This is a genomic window from Gilliamella sp. LMG 34360, assembly GCF_984568995.1.
This window is the reverse complement of record NZ_OZ474900.1, coordinates 2488195-2503738: the sequence shown is the minus strand read 5'-3', so window position 1 is coordinate 2503738 and position 15544 is coordinate 2488195. Positions and strand designations below refer to the sequence as shown.

11 protein-coding genes are annotated in these 15544 nt (G+C 35.3%); 6 read left to right on the top strand and 5 right to left on the bottom strand.

Annotated elements, in window-relative coordinates:
* Window positions 1-274 precede the first annotated feature (274 nt).
* The 4 genes from AC5LW9_RS11225 to AC5LW9_RS11210 form a co-directional block, all read right to left on the bottom strand.
* The gene (locus tag AC5LW9_RS11225) at window positions 275-967 is read right to left on the bottom strand and encodes an L-ribulose-5-phosphate 4-epimerase (protein WP_198227076.1); all 693 of its coding nucleotides are present in this window, start codon (window positions 965-967) and stop codon (window positions 275-277) included.
* 84 nt (window positions 968-1051) lie between these two features.
* Window positions 1052-2416, bottom strand: coding sequence for a sugar porter family MFS transporter (locus AC5LW9_RS11220; RefSeq protein WP_493456621.1), 1365 nt, complete (start codon window positions 2414-2416; stop codon window positions 1052-1054).
* A 135-nt stretch (window positions 2417-2551) separates the two neighbouring features.
* Window positions 2552-4060 (bottom strand): L-arabinose isomerase, encoded by a 1509-nt coding sequence (araA, locus tag AC5LW9_RS11215; protein ID WP_493455912.1) that lies wholly within the window; start codon window positions 4058-4060, stop codon window positions 2552-2554.
* 39 nt (window positions 4061-4099) lie between these two features.
* A complete protein-coding gene (locus tag AC5LW9_RS11210; protein ID WP_493455911.1) occupies window positions 4100-5761 on the bottom strand; it encodes a ribulokinase in 1662 nt (553 codons plus the stop codon).
* Window positions 5762-5963: 202 nt separating this feature from the next.
* Between AC5LW9_RS11210 and araC the strand changes: the two genes are divergently transcribed.
* The 3 genes from araC to purD all read left to right on the top strand — a co-directional run bounded on the left by araC (window position 5964) and on the right by purD (window position 10377).
* Window positions 5964-6866, top strand: coding sequence for an arabinose operon transcriptional regulator AraC (araC, locus tag AC5LW9_RS11205; protein WP_086326222.1), 903 nt, complete (start codon window positions 5964-5966; stop codon window positions 6864-6866).
* Window positions 6867-7405: 539 nt separating this feature from the next.
* Complete coding sequence (gene purH / locus AC5LW9_RS11200; protein ID WP_198235749.1) at window positions 7406-8998, top strand: bifunctional phosphoribosylaminoimidazolecarboxamide formyltransferase/IMP cyclohydrolase; 1593 nt, start codon at window positions 7406-7408, stop codon at window positions 8996-8998.
* An 80-nt stretch (window positions 8999-9078) separates the two neighbouring features.
* Entirely contained in the window at window positions 9079-10377 is a 1299-nt protein-coding gene (purD, locus tag AC5LW9_RS11195; protein WP_493455910.1) for a phosphoribosylamine--glycine ligase, read from the top strand.
* A 98-nt stretch (window positions 10378-10475) separates the two neighbouring features.
* Here purD and AC5LW9_RS11190 read toward each other — a convergent pair whose 3' ends face one another.
* Entirely contained in the window at window positions 10476-10844 is a 369-nt protein-coding gene (locus tag AC5LW9_RS11190) for a hypothetical protein (protein ID WP_198235751.1), read from the bottom strand.
* 752 nt (window positions 10845-11596) lie between these two features.
* On the opposite strand from AC5LW9_RS11190, the gene rnr reads away from it, so the two are divergent.
* Genes rnr through AC5LW9_RS11175 form a run of 3 tightly spaced genes read left to right on the top strand, consistent with a single transcriptional unit; the run spans window position 11597 to window position 15456 of the window.
* Window positions 11597-14074 (top strand): ribonuclease R, encoded by a 2478-nt coding sequence (gene rnr / locus AC5LW9_RS11185; RefSeq protein WP_198235752.1) that lies wholly within the window; start codon window positions 11597-11599, stop codon window positions 14072-14074.
* Window positions 14075-14827 carry a 23S rRNA (guanosine(2251)-2'-O)-methyltransferase RlmB gene (gene rlmB / locus AC5LW9_RS11180; RefSeq protein WP_493455909.1) on the top strand — a complete coding sequence of 251 codons (753 nt, stop codon included), beginning with the start codon at window positions 14075-14077 and terminating at the stop codon, window positions 14825-14827.
* 14 nt (window positions 14828-14841) lie between these two features.
* Entirely contained in the window at window positions 14842-15456 is a 615-nt protein-coding gene (locus AC5LW9_RS11175; RefSeq protein ID WP_198235753.1) for a hypothetical protein, read from the top strand.
* Window positions 15457-15544 lie beyond the last annotated feature (88 nt).

Below are 15544 nucleotides of genomic sequence, written 5' to 3'. Positions count from 1 at the left end.
AAATTTAATACCACGTGAAAGTATAATGTTTTTAGTTTGCTAACATAAACAATAAGGTAAGTTTGATTACGTTATTTGATGAGTTCATTGTAATTATAAGTGATGATCCAAATGAAACGGAATTTAATGGGGACTATATTGATAAAATTATACTGGATATTTTAACACTTAATCTTAACGACTGTTTAAGGTAAGAATGCCAAACAAAGATGTTTGGCGGATGGCTGATATTTTTAAATAGTATAACTTTTACTAAACCTAATTTTTAATAGTTTTATGATTGCCCATAATAGGCATTTTTACCATGCTTACGATAATAGTGTTTATCCAATAATTCTTGTTGGATTTTAATACCGATATTCAGATTGCGAGTTGCTAATGCCATAGCAGCAATTTCTTCTAAAACAACCGCATTATGTACGGCATCATCAGCATTTTTCCCCCATCCAAAAGGACCATGCCCAGACACAAGCACACTAGGTATTGCCATAACATCAATATTGCGTTTATTAAACTCCTCAATTATGACTTTCCCCGTATTGAGTTCATAATTATTAGTTATTTCAGTTGGTGTTAATAAGCGAGTACAAGGAATATCACCATAAAAATAATCTGCATGAGTAGTTCCTAAAGCAGGAATATCTAAACCAGCTTGTGACCAAATTGTTGCATTACGGGAATGAGTGTGAATAACTCCGCCAATTTGTTCAAATGTTTTATAAAGTTCAATATGCGTTTGGGTATCGCTTGAAGGATTTAGTTTACCTTCAATTTTATTTCCATCAAGATCAATTATCACAATATCTTCGGTTGTCAGTTCATCATAAGGAACGCCAGATGGCTTAATGGCAATGACACCATTATTTCTATCAATTTCTGATACATTTCCCCATGTAAAGGTTACAAGTTGATAATAAGGTAATAATAAATTTGCGGCTAAAACGCGTTCTTTTAATTGAGTAAACATACCAAGCATCCTGTTTAATAATGAATAGAAAAAACGATTGTTCATATAGGACAATACCAATCAGCATTGTCCTTAATGGATTAATTATTGTTCATCACCGATATGACACAATTTCTTACCTAACATCAGATTTTTTTCGATACGCTCAAGGGAAATATTTTTTGTCTCAGGCACGAAGAAAATAACAATGAAAATGAATAAAACATTCATGCCGGTATATAACCAAAATGTTTGTGCGACACCAATATTATTTAATAATGTAAGGAACGTTGCGCCAATAATCATATTTGAGATCCAGTTTGTGGCTGTAGAACAAGTTACACCAAAATCACGACTTTTAAGGGGTTGTATTTCAGAACACAAAATCCACACAACAGGTGCCGCACTCATTGCATAACCACCAATACACATAATCGCCATACCCACTGCTGCATAGGATGTGAGTGATGATGCATTACCATTTTCAATAAGTTGCAAACAAATACCCAATATCAAAGTACCTAAAGCCATAATACCAAATCCAACTTTTAGAATTGGTTTTCGGCCCAGTTTATCAACCGTAAAAATCGCAATAAATGTTGCTAATACAAAGGTCAACCCGACAATTATTGTTGCAATCATTTGTTGTTGTGTGCTTTCAAAGCCTGCAAGGCTAAAAATTTTAGGTGCGTAATACATAATGATATTCATTCCGGTAAACTGTTGCATCGCTTGTAAAGCCATACCAAGATAAACTGTTCGGCGAACATTTTTGTTTACCTTAAACAGTGTCCATCCTTCCTGTTTTTCTTTTAAACTGTCTTTAATATCATTAAACTCTTGCTTAATTTTTTCAGGGTTGCTACGGATCGACTTTAAAACCTGCTCAGTTTCATTTAATCGTCCTTTTGATGCCAACCATCTAGGACTATTAGGCAGAAAAATAACAACAATAAATAAAATAATTGCTGGTACAGAAATAATACCCAGCATCATTCGCCAATTACCCGTGTAACTAAAATAAGTATCAGATAAAAAAGCTACTAAAATACCAACTGTAACCAGAAGCTGATAAGCGGCAATCATTTTTCCTCGAATATTTTCTGGAGCCATTTCAGAAAGATAAAGTGGTGCGGTGTATGATGCAATGCCAACGGCAAAACCTAAAATAACTCGCCAAACCAGCAGGACTTCTACATTAGGCGCTAAAGCAGATCCAAAGCAACTTACAATAAAAAACAAGGCTCCCGCTAATAAACTATACTTTCTTCCTAAATAAAAAGATAACCACCCATTAGACAATGCTCCTAAAGCGGCACCCAACATCATAGAACTTACTACCCATTCTTGTAGTTGAGTCGTTAATTCAAATTGAATTGTGATGAATGGTAAAGCTCCTGCAATAACACCAATATCCAAACCAAACAATAATCCCGCCATTGCAGCAGAAAAGCCAATTAAGAAAGTCATCTTTTTGGCAGAATCTTTTGCTATTTCATTCGTCGCTAAAAGCGTATTTATACTCATGTTTTTTACCCTTTTATTCTGTAATTTTGGAAATAATTGGAAAAAAATATTTCCAATTATTAAATTAAAATGAAGTTATCAAGCATAAGGATTACAATACGCAATCTCATTCCAACGTAATTCATTTCTAAAATCATTAATTCGCGTGTCACCATCAATAACTAATAATTCAATATTGTGCAGTTGTGCATAAAGTCTAAAGTAGTCCATTGAAAGTGCTTGGGTATAAACTGAATGATGTGCAGCACCCGCTAAAATCCATGCTTCAGCAGATACATTAAGTGATGGTTTTGGTTTCCAAACTGCACAAGCTACAGGTAATTTGGGTAGTGTATAAGGCTGTTTGATTGTTTCGATTTCATTTGCAATTAATCTGAAACGATTACCGATATCGATCAAACTTGCATTTATGGCTAAACCTGGCTTTGATGGAAAAATAAGCCGTGCAGGATCAGCTTTATTGCCAATACCTAAATGTTGGATATCTAACAAAGGTTTTACACCATCATCTATAATTGATGGGCAAACTTCTAACATATGTGAACCGACAACTAATTCATTACCTTTTGTAAAATCATAGGTATAATCTTCCATAAATGCAGTACCACCAGTAAGACCTTTAGCCATTAATTTCATAGTGCTAAGTAAGGCTGCGGTTTTCCAATCCCCTTCACCAGCAAAGCCATAACCTTTAGCCATTAATCGCTGAACGGCAAGTCCGGGTAATTGCTTCATACCATATAAGTCTTCAAACGTTGTAGTAAATCCAGAATAGTTGCCTTGTTTTAAGAATTGCTCAATTCCTAATTCAATTCTCGCTGCATCAATTAGATTTTGTCTTTTTTCACCATTAATTTGTGCAACAGGAGTAAGTTGATAAAGTGTTTCGTATTCATCAATTAATTGATTGATTTGGCTGTCATTAATTGAATTAATGACTGACACTAAATCGCCAACTGCATGGGTATTGACCGAATAACCAAATTTAATTTGTGCAGAAACTTTATTACCTTCTGTTACCGCAACTTCCCGCATATTGTCGCCAAATCTAACAATTTTCATGGTTTTTTCTGCATTAATTGCAACGCAAACTCTCATCCATCGTGCAATTTGATCATGCACATCTTTATCTTTCCAATAACCCGTTACCAGAGAATGAGGTTGGCGCATACGAGAACCAATAAAACCAAATTCGCGTCCACCGTGCGCAGTTTGATTGAGATTCATAAAATCCATATCCATTGAATCCCAAGGAACGACTTCATTAAATTGAGTATGAAGCTGTAAAAGAGGTTTTTGTAAATGATTTAATCCATTAATCCACATTTTAGCGGGTGAAAACGTATGTAACCACGTTATTAATCCAACACATTTTGAAGAATAGTTTACGTCCTGACAAAGGTTGTATATATCGTCAGGTTTTGTCGCAAGTGGTTTAAGAATAATCTTTACTGGTAAATTTGCTTCTTTATTAAAATAATCCGTTACCTCTTGGATATTCTTTTTTATTTGTTCAAGTGCTTCTGATCCATAAAGGTGTTGACTACCAGCAACAAACCAAATTTCAGCTTCTTCATAAACAAACATAATGGACTCCTTTAGAATTTATTCACATTGTTGGTAAAACTAAGCGTTATAGTTTGGTTCACTAGAAGCTGACCAAACTAAATACTTTTCATATAATTCCTGATATTTTTCTACCCTATTCTCATTAGGGGTAAATGTGGTTTCGAGCTGACTGGACATCCTATTTTGAGCACTTGGGATATCTGTATAAACATTGGCTGATACGGCGGCAAATATTGCAGCGCCTAATGCACAACATTGTTCTGAACTCACCACAGTTAGTGGTCTATTCATTACATCAGCACAAGTTTGCATAATGATGGGTGACTTTTTAGCTATTCCCCCTAATGCTACAATGTCATTAACTGGCACATGTTGATTAATAAAACATTCCATAATAGCTCTTGCACCGAAAGCAGTTGATAAAATCAAACTACCAAATAAGGTGGCAGCATCAGTTGAAATAGTTAAATTGGTAATAACACCTTTAATTCGTTGATTAGCGTAAGGGGTTCTTCGGCCATTGAACCAATCAAGGGTGATTGGGATAGTATCTAAATTTGGATTATCGTCCCAAGCTTGTGCAATATCGCTTAAAAGATTATGTTTTAAAGTTTGTACAGTCGATTGCAATTCTGGGGAAGTTGAAATTAATTTTTCTAATGGCCAACACACGAGTTTTTGAAACCATGCATATATATCACCAAAAGCGGATTGACCAGCTTCAAGACCAATAAAATTGGGCATTACACTACCATCAACTTGGCCACAAATACCCTTAATTGAACGATTAGCAATAACAGTTTGCTCAGCTAATAAAATATCGCAGGTAGAAGTACCAATTACTTTTACTAACGTATAAGGTTTTGCACCCGCACCAACGGCACCCATATGACAATCGAATGCACCACCCGCAATAACGACTGTTGGTGGTAACCCTAATTTTTCAGCCCATTCTTGGGTAAGAATTCCAACTTTATTGTCAGCAGTATAAGTTTTTTCAAATAAAGGATAAGGTAAAGCAGTGACTAAAAGTGGATCGATTTTTTCAAAAAATTCATAAGGAGGAAGGCCATTCCATTCTTCGCTCCAAAAACACTTATGACCAGCAGCACATCTACCACGCTTTATGTCATTCGGTGCGGTTGTTCCTGATAATAAAGCAGGGATCCAATCACAAAGTTCAATCCAAGATGCAGAGGCATTTTTTACGGCACTATCTTGACGAAAAATATGCAAAATTTTTGCCCAGAACCATTCCGAAGAATATACTCCACCGCAATATTCTAAATATTTTGCATAAGGTTCATTTTTGCAAAGGTTATTAATCTCTTCCGCTTCATTTACTGAAGTATGATCTTTCCATAAAATAAACATCGCGTTAGGATTATCCATAAACTCTGGTTTTAAAGCTAAAACATCCCCATTTTCATCAATTGGGGCAGGCGTAGAGCCAGTTGAATCAACACCAATTGCAACCACATTTTGTGCATCTGATTTAAGTTGTTTTACAACCGATTGTATTGATTGAGTCATTGACTCAATATAATCAAGGGGATGATGTCTAAATTGATTTTTTTTAGGATCACAAAACTGACCTTTAGCCCAACGTGGGTAATAAACGACTTCTGTAGCTAATTCTTTTCCATTCTGACAATCGACAGCTAATGCTCTGACAGAATCGCTACCAAAATCTAATCCAATGGTTATTTTTTTATTCATCCGCTAACACCTCTAAGAAAAATCAAATGGAGTTTTTAGGAGAATAATTAATTTCGGATAGAACAAGTAGGTGTGTTATTGCTATAAATATAGACGATTTTGCACACCTAATTTGTTTTGTGATGAAGATCTCACAATTGTCACTACTCAAAAAAATTTTTTATGTGAAAATAAAAAAATCTCGAAAAGTAGGAGATGACATATGACAAATCAACAACAAAATGACCCTTTATTACCGGGTTATTCATTTAATGTCCATCTGGTTTCTGGACTAACACCGATTGAAAAAGAAGGAAAATTTGATTTCTTTATTGACCGCCCAAATGGACTAAGTGGCTACATTATTAATCTTACTTATGCAGGGCAAGGAACGATTTATCGTAACGATGAATCATTTAACTGTTATCCGGGAGATTTTGTCCTTTTTCCACCAAAAGAACCTCATTTATATGGGCGAAAAGAAGATGAAAACAATTGGTTTCATTTTTGGATCTATTTCAGACCAAAATCAACCTGGAAGTATTTATTAACTTGGGAGAATCGAATAAAAAAGACTGGCTTTTATCGCCCTAATACTCAAGTCAAAGATGAGTTCGAAAAATTATTCATTAAAATCGTCGAGGTAGGGCAATCAAGTACAATTTATTCTGAAAATTTAGCAATGAGCATGTTAGAGCAATTTTTAATACGTCGTGCACAAGAAACATCAAGCACTAACCATCCTAAAATTGATACACGAGTACTGCAAGTTTGCAACTATTTAATTGATACACTGGATGAAAACAACTTTAAGCTTGATATTGTTGCCCAAAAAGTTTGTTTGTCGACATCTCGAATTGCTCATATTTTTAAAGATCAGATTGGTATGTCAATTGGTGAATGGCGACAAGAGCAGCGCGTAAATCGTGCTAAACTATTATTGCAAACCACTAACCTGAATATTGCCGATATTAGTCGAACAATTGGATTTGATGATCAGCTCTATTTTTCGAGAATTTTCAAAAAAAGAATTGGACTAAGCCCTCAAAAATATCGTCATAGTACTCAAGAGCAAAATGAACGAAAAATCCAACGTGTCAATTCGCTTTATCTATATGATAAATAAAATAGCTGAATTGCTAAAAAATTTTAGCTAAGTAGCGACATTTCTATAAGGCTTTAAATTTTAATAAACCAAAAATTATTTATGCGGTAACCAGAGAGCGGAACGTTGTCTTTTTTCGTATTGTATTAAAGTAAATGTCCTTATAGATTTTTTATAAGGCTGAATTTAGCTAACATAAAAGCAATTAAATTCTAATAGTTATCAAAATTACTAAACTTAACTATATTAAGATAATCGAAAGTCACTTTTTGTAGCTATTAAAATATCAAGGAAGTAGATTAATTTTAGTTGAGTATTCATAAGTAGTGTTTGGATGAAAAAAATGATATCAACCCCAATAGTTGTAAAAAATCTTAAATCAAGATACCTCTAATTATCAGGAATTAACAAAGGTTGTGTATTTAATTATTCGCTTGCAAAATAAAATAATTCAAATGTTTTGATTTTTTTTAAGAAGTCAATACTAAACATCGTTCCTCGTTTTATATATAATAGCCACTTACAGACTTGGATTTAGAATATAAATTTCGGAGTTTTTCATGCAGCAGTTTCGTCCTATTCGTCGTGCTTTACTTAGTGTTTCTGATAAAACAGGAATTATTGAATTCGCCAAAGCCTTATCAGAAAGAAATATTGAACTCCTTTCTACTGGTGGTACCGCCAAATTATTAATCGATAACCATATTCCAGTCACCGAAGTATCCAATTATACGGGGTTTCCTGAAATGATGGATGGACGAGTCAAAACCCTACATCCTAAAATACACGGTGGCATTTTAGGACGTCGAGGTATAGATGACGAAGTCATGCAGCAACATCAGATCGATCCTATAGATATGGTGGTTGTTAATTTATATCCTTTTGCTAAAACGGTTGCTAATGCCAATTGTACTTTAGAAGATGCGATAGAAAACATTGATATCGGTGGACCAACCATGGTGCGATCCGCTGCAAAAAATAATAAAGATGTTGCCATCGTAGTTGATTGTCAAGACTATAGCGCAATCATTGATATGCTGGATAAACAGCAAAATTGCCTATCTTTCAAATATCGATTTAGTTTAGCCATAAAAGCATTTGAACATACCGCTAAATATGACGGTATGATTGCTAACTATTTTGGCAAACTTGTTCCGCCATATTATGGTGAAACGGAAAAACCAGCGGGAGAGTTCCCGCGAACTTTAAATCTTCAATTCATTAAAAAACAAGATATGCGATATGGTGAGAATGCTCATCAACAGGCGGCTTTTTATATTGAAGAAAATCTTGAGCAAGCTTCGATTGCTACCGCTAAACAGCTACAAGGTAAAGAATTATCCTATAATAATATTGCCGATACAGATGCAGCGCTAGAATGTGTGAAATCCTTTGATGAACCTGCTTGCGTAATTGTTAAACATGCTAACCCATGTGGTGTTGCTGTAAGTGATAACATTTTAAATGCCTATCTTAATGCTTTTAAAACCGATCCAACTTCCGCGTTTGGTGGAATTATTGCTTTTAACCGACAGTTAGATGCTAAAACAGCCCAAACAATCATTGATAAACAATTTGTCGAAGTGATTATTGCACCGTCAATTAGTGCTGATGCATTAGCTATCACACAAACTAAAAAGAATGTACGAGTGCTTGAATGTGGTGAGTGGTCAACGTCATCGTTAGCGAGTTTAGACTTTAAGCGAGTTAATGGTGGTTTATTAGTGCAAGAGCGTGATTTGGGTATGATTACACCCGAGCAGTTAACTGTCGTCACCAAGCGCCAACCAACTGAGCAAGAGCTTTCAGATGCTCTATTTTGTTGGAAAGTGGCTAAATTTGTAAAATCGAACGCGATTGTTTATGCAAAAAATAAAATGACCATCGGTATTGGGGCTGGCCAAATGAGTCGTGTGTACTCAGCTAAAATTGCTGGTATTAAAGCACAAGACGAAAATCTAGAAGTTGCCGGTTCTGTTGTTGCTTCTGATGCATTTTTCCCATTTCGTGATGGTGTTGATGCGGCAGCGGTAGCTGGGGTAACTTGTGTAATCCAACCAGGTGGATCGATTCGTGATGAAGAAGTCATCCAAGCTGCAAATGAACATAATATTGCGATGATTTTTACCAACATGCGCCATTTTAGGCATTAATGCGTTTTTCTAGTTTGTTTTATATTTATTAAAATTACATTGGTTATCTTCTTAAGGAAGAAGCATATAAAGGATCTTTTATGAAAGTATTAGTGATTGGGAATGGTGGACGCGAACATGCGTTGGCTTGGAAAATAGCACAGTCACCATTAGTATCAAAAGTCTTTGTCGCTCCAGGAAATGCAGGGACTGCACTTGAATCAGGTCTGGAAAATATTAACATTAAAGCGACGGATGTTAGCGGATTATTGAATTTTGCTCAGCAAGAGCAAATTGATCTTACTATTGTTGGTCCTGAAGCTCCATTAGTCATTGGTGTTGTTGATAGCTTTCAAAAGGCTGGATTAAAAATCTTTGGTCCAACAAAATCAGCATCACAACTTGAAGGTTCGAAAGCCTTTACCAAAGATTTTTTAGCACGGCATAACATCCCAACCGCCGAATATCAGAATTTTACTGAACTTGAACCAGCGCTAGCTTATATTCGTGAGAAAGGCGCACCAATTGTGATTAAAGCTGATGGTTTAGCTGCAGGCAAAGGTGTTATTGTTGCCATGACACTTGAAGAAGCCGAAGCTGCTGTAAACGATATGTTGGCAGGCAATACTTTTGGTGATGCTGGACACCGTGTGGTTATTGAAGAGTTCTTAGAGGGTGAAGAAGCCAGCTTTATTGTTATGGTGGATGGCAAAAATGTTGAACCAATGGCAACCAGTCAAGATCATAAACGCGTTGGTGATGGTGATACTGGTCTTAATACGGGGGGAATGGGAGCGTATTCGCCAGCACCAGTTGTGACCGATGAAGTTTTTGCTAAAATCATGGATCAAGTGATCTACCCAACAGTCAATGGCATGGCGCAAGAGGGCAATGTATATGTTGGCTTTTTATATGCAGGTTTAATGATTGATAAAGAGGGAAATCCCAAAGTTATTGAATTTAACTGTCGCTTTGGTGATCCTGAAACTCAACCTATCATGATGCGTTTGCAGTCAGATTTAGTCAAATTATGTTTAGCGGCAGTCGATGGTAACTTAGATACCGTAAAATCAAAATGGGATCCTAGACCAGCATTAGGTGTTGTAATGGCTGCAGGAGGTTATCCTGGCGAATATAATACGCAAGATGAAATCATTGGATTACCAACCGAATCATCTTCAGATTGCAAAGTATTCCATGCAGGTACTAGCTTTGAAAAAGGGCAAGTGTTTACTAAAGGTGGGCGCGTTCTTTGTGTCACAGCTTTAGGTAACACAGTCCTAGAGGCTCAACAACGTGCTTATCAGCAAGTTAATAATATTCGTTGGCATGGCTGTTTTTATCGCCATGATATAGGTTATCGAGCCATTGAGCGTGAAAAACATAGTTATAAACAGTAATATTAGCTAAATTTAATAACTCAAGGCGTCCTAGGACGCCTTTTCATTAACAAAAACGTTAATCAAAACTCTAAACTTTTAAAGTAATGGGAAACTTCTCAAGGACTAAAAAACACAAAAAGGGCTAAAACCGTTCCTATAACAACGATATTATAAATACCATAGGCTCGAATAAAATAGGCGAAGGAAGGTGAAAAAATAGGTAAATACGACGCTATAATACATACAAAGATAGCGATAAATAAGTATTTTAACCAATTTTCACATTGTTTATCCCAAATAAATATTATAAATACAGTAATAATTGATAACATAAAGGAAGAAGATGCCAATTTTACGTTCTTAGAAGTAAATATGCCATGCCAACTTTCTACTGAATAGTCTACAAGGCCTGCAACGAACAAACCTGGTAATATTATACAAGCCCAAAGAATTTTTTCTAAAATAAAAACAATCGTTTTTTTCATGTTTTTCAGTATTTCCTTATGTTCGAAATTATTATCTAAGTTATAACTAAATTTTATATCAATATCATATTGATGCATAGTATGTTGTAAATCAATAAGATAACACAATAATACACATGAAAATTGAATATAAAAAATTGTTTAATTAATATAACTGTATGTGTTGGAAAGGTTAAAAAAACAAAAACTATTTCGTTAATAAATTTTTTAAATTCAGAAATTAATGTAATTCAAATTCTAAAAGAAAACATATCAATTAATTGGGTATTAATTGGATGCAATAAAATAAAGAGTAAGCAAATAGGTAATAATGATTTTATAAGAGTTAATAGAGTTATCACTAGACTGAAATAGCTTATATTATTTTAGTAAATAAAATGACTATTTATATATAATATGTGGATCGTTATTATTATAGCTAACATAAAAATAGTTTAGTGAAAATAACATTTAATTGAAACTAACTAATGCTTTATTTTATGAAGATACATTCGATAATTTTTTAGCCCAATCATTTTTACCGTCTAATTTTTTATGATCTAAATTATCGTCTGAATAATAAATTGCTGTTGATGTATAATTTAATAAAGCTTGATATCTGTCTTTTGTGTTTATCAATATTAATAATTTATTAATAAAAATTAAAAATGAATTAAGAATCCTCTGATTGTTCTTGATAAATTGAATGTTCATTTTAAGTTATATCACTCTGTGTTATGCTAGCATTAATATTAGATCACAGGATGTTACTTATGATAAAAGATCCTTTCTTTGATAGAGAATCAGAAAAGTATGATTCCCCAATTGCCAGTCGTGAACTTATTTTAGATTACCTTAAAAAAGAAGCAAAACCAGCCAATTTAGAGAAAATTGCCCAAGCTGTTGCGATTAAAAGTGAAGAGCAAAAAGTAGCTTTGCATCGTCGTTTGCGTGCGATGGAACGTGATGGACAAGTCGTGTTTACTCGCCGCAAATGTTATGCCTTACCTGAAAAATTTGATATGGTTAAAGGAAGTGTAATTGCACACCGTGATGGCTTTGGTTTTTTGCGAGTAGAAGGTAATCCAGAGGATTATTTTTTATCACCTGAACAAATGAAAAAAGTGTTACAAGGCGATGTGATTTTAGCTCAACCATTGGGAACCCAATATCGTGGTAAAGTCGAAGCACGGGTCGTGCGAATTTTAGAGCCACGTAGTAATTTTATTGTCGGACGATATTTTATCGAACAAGGTGTCGGCTTTGTAGTGCCAGATGACAGTCGTTTAAATTTTGATATTTTGATTGTGGGCAAACCTGATCGTACAGTACGTATGGGCTCTGTTGTGGTAGTTGAATTACAGCAACGACCAGAGCGTCGTCAAAAAGCGGTAGGGATAATTAAAGAAGTGCTTGGCGAAATTATGGGAACTAATCTGGCCATTGATATTGCGCTTCGTAACCACGAGATCCCTTATGAATTACCGAAAGCGGTTATAAAAGAGACCAGCAAATTTACCGAACAAGTTCCAGAAAATGCCAAAAAAGGACGCAAGGATTTGCGTGAATTACCTTTGGTTACAATTGATGGCGAAGATGCTCGTGATTTTGATGATGCTGTCTATTGCCAAAAAAATCGTGGAGGAGGTTATCGCTTATGGGTCGCAATTGCAGATGTAAGTTATTACGTCCGTCCAGGTAAAGCATTAGATAAAGAAGCTTGCTTACGCGGTACATCAGTCTATTTCCCATCTCGCGTGATCCCTATGTTACCAGAAGTGTTATCTAACGGGCTTTGTTCGTTAAACCCACAAGTTGATCGCTTATGTTTAGTGTGTGAAATGACTGTATCAAATAAAGGTCGTCTAACAGGTTATGAATTCTACGAAGCCGTGATGAATTCCCATGCAAGATTGACTTATACCAAAGTTGCTAAGATTTTAGATGGTGATAAAGAATTGCGTGAGCATTATCGTGATTTAATCCCACATCTTGAAAACTTGCAAGGTCTTTATAATGTACTTGATAAAGCTCGTATTGCGCGTGGTGCGATAGGTTTTGAGTCCGAAGAACCAAAATTTATTTTTAATGCCGATAAACGTATTGAAAGTATCGAATTGACTCAGCGTAATGTTGCTCATAAAATCATTGAAGAATGTATGATCTTAGCGAATGTAGCTGCTGCAAAATTCGTGATTAAAGCTGATGTACCATCTTTATTCCGTGTACATGATAAACCTGATGAAGAGCGTATGAATAATCTGCGCAGTATCTTAAGTGAACTTGGGTTATCTCTTGGAGGTGGTTCGAATCCTAAACCAAAAGATATTGCTGAGTTAATGGTTGCGGTTGAAGAGCGACCAGATCATGATATGCTACAAACTGTTATTTTACGGTCAATGAAACAAGCCATTTATGATCCAGAAAATCGTGGACATTTTGGCTTAGCACTTGAAGAGTACGCACACTTTACTTCGCCTATTCGTCGTTATCCAGATTTACTCTTACATCGAGCCATTAAATGGATTTTAGCTGATCAAAATCACAAAACAAGCAAAACGGGTGGTTATCGTTATAGTACCAGTGAAATGCTTTACTTTGGTGAACACTGCTCAATGACAGAACGTCGAGCTGATGAAGCTGTTCGCGATGTTGTGGATTGGCTTAAATGTGATTACATGCAAGATCATGTTGGTGAAGTCTTTAATGGAACTATTTCAAGTGTCGTTAATTTTGGATTCTTTGTTCGTTTAGATGATTTGTTTATTGACGGTTTAGTTCATGTCTCTTCACTTGAAAATGATTATTATAATTTTGATGGCTCACGCAACCGTCTTATCGGCGAAAATACTCGTTTCGTATATCGTTTGGGCGATAAAGTACAAGTTAAAGTCGATAATGTGAATCCAGAAGAACGTAAAATTGATTTTTCATTAGTGGGAAGTAATAATAAGCCGAAACGTCAAGGTAAAACAGCCAAAGATAGATCCAAACAGGATAAAATCGATTTAAGTGCTGATTTACCAATTAGACGAAAAGCGAAAAAATCATCCAGCAAGAAAAGAAGTACTAATGCTAGCACTAAAGCTGAAAATAAAACCCAAAGCAAAACCCAAAGTAAAACTAAGACCAAAACAAAAGCGAAAGCGATTGTAAAAACTAAAACTAAATCAAAAAATAACACTAAGAAAAACAGTAAATCGAAATCGACAACTAAAAAACAACGAGTTAAAACAAAGAGTAGCAAATAGATGAGTGAAACAGTTTATGGTATGCATGCTATTGAAGCATTATTAGCGCGTTCACCAGAAAGAATTATTGAGGTATTTATTATTAAAGGGCGTGAAGATAAACGTCTAATTGCCCTTATTCATCAATTGGAACAACTGGGATTGCCTGTTAAAGTAGCTAATCGTCAGTGGTTGGATGAAAAAACCAAAAATGGTGTTCATCAAGGTATTCTAGCTATGGTTAAACCAAGCCGTGGTTATCATGAAAACGATATTCCACTACTGATGGAACAGCAACCCAATCCTGTCATCTTAATTTTAGATGGTGTGACTGATCCACATAATTTAGGGGCATGTATTCGTACAGCTGATGCAGCTGGTGTAAGTTTTATTATCGTGCCAAAAGATCGCTCAGCACCACTTAATTCTACCGCACAAAAAGTAGCGTGCGGTGCGGCAGAAAGTGTTCCTGTTGTGAGAGTAACTAATTTAGCCCGTACCATGCGAATGCTACAAGATGAATACCAAGTTTGGATTGTCGGTACTGCTGGTGAAGCCGATAGAACGCTTTATCAAACTGAATTTTATAAATCATCGACCCCAACGACACTGGCTTTGGTGATGGGCGCAGAAGGTGAGGGCATGCGTCGTTTAACGAAAGAACATTGTGACGAATTAGTCAGTATTCCAATGTCAGGCATTGTCTCTTCCCTTAATGTATCAGTTGCAACAGGTGTTTGTTTATTTGAAATTGTGCGCCAAAAAAATAAATAGTAAGGGAGGGTAATATGCTAGGATTGCTTAAAAAACTATTACCAACCAAAAAAGAAATGCCAGCGCTTTCAGGGCGAGATCTTCATGGTCGTAATAATGTTGGTTATCCGACTATGCAAATTTCACGTGAAATTGATAATGTGGTAAAAACGCAATACAAAGCCATCAAACCGATTATCAACCAATATAAGGATACCCTGTTTTTTAAATGGGGACCGAGTGTTATAAATGATAAATTGAACGATGAACAACTGGCTAATTTATCAGGTCGTAATTTACAAATGGTCTATTTGTTATTATTTCGTGACATGCTTCGGTACCTTTCTGAACTCGTTACGTTAAAAAATGTACCCGAAAACTGGCCGGAAGTTTTTGCCCAAACCGTGTTGGATAATTGTCGTATGCTTAGTGATGCAGACGATAAAGATATTGCGAAGAAACAGCAATTATTTGCTAATACTGAACGTTTTGCAGTGGATGTACCCATTGATGAAAAAAATCCTGACAACACTGAAATTCCTGATTGGACAGTACCTATTGCTGAACTGATCATGATTCCGTCAGATATGATCTATAAATGTCACCGCCCATTGATAACCGCAATTGAAAAACGAAAAAAACATGGTTAATGTTATTTTCTAAAAAATAATTAAATGAATCCTTAAAGCAGGATTCATTTTTTTATCTTTCTTTAATTTCCTTTCTTTGATTATTTCC

Excerpts from the sequence above, each read along its gene's own strand:
- AC5LW9_RS11225 (WP_198227076.1), bottom strand. The coding sequence starts at position 967 with ATGTTTACTCAATTAAAAGAACGCGTTTTAGCCGCAAATTTATTATTA.
- AC5LW9_RS11220 (WP_493456621.1), bottom strand. The coding sequence starts at position 2,416 with ATGACTTTCTTAATTGGCTTTTCTGCTGCAATGGCGGGATTATTGTTT.
- araA (WP_493455912.1), bottom strand. The coding sequence starts at position 4,060 with ATGTTTGTTTATGAAGAAGCTGAAATTTGGTTTGTTGCTGGTAGTCAA.
- AC5LW9_RS11210 (WP_493455911.1), bottom strand. The coding sequence starts at position 5,761 with ATGAATAAAAAAATAACCATTGGATTAGATTTTGGTAGCGATTCTGTC.
- araC (WP_086326222.1), top strand. The coding sequence starts at position 5,964 with ATGACAAATCAACAACAAAATGACCCTTTATTACCGGGTTATTCATTT.
- purH (WP_198235749.1), top strand. The coding sequence starts at position 7,406 with ATGCAGCAGTTTCGTCCTATTCGTCGTGCTTTACTTAGTGTTTCTGAT.
- purD (WP_493455910.1), top strand. The coding sequence starts at position 9,079 with ATGAAAGTATTAGTGATTGGGAATGGTGGACGCGAACATGCGTTGGCT.
- AC5LW9_RS11190 (WP_198235751.1), bottom strand. The coding sequence starts at position 10,844 with ATGAAAAAAACGATTGTTTTTATTTTAGAAAAAATTCTTTGGGCTTGT.
- rnr (WP_198235752.1), top strand. The coding sequence starts at position 11,597 with ATGATAAAAGATCCTTTCTTTGATAGAGAATCAGAAAAGTATGATTCC.
- rlmB (WP_493455909.1), top strand. The coding sequence starts at position 14,075 with ATGAGTGAAACAGTTTATGGTATGCATGCTATTGAAGCATTATTAGCG.
- AC5LW9_RS11175 (WP_198235753.1), top strand. The coding sequence starts at position 14,842 with ATGCTAGGATTGCTTAAAAAACTATTACCAACCAAAAAAGAAATGCCA.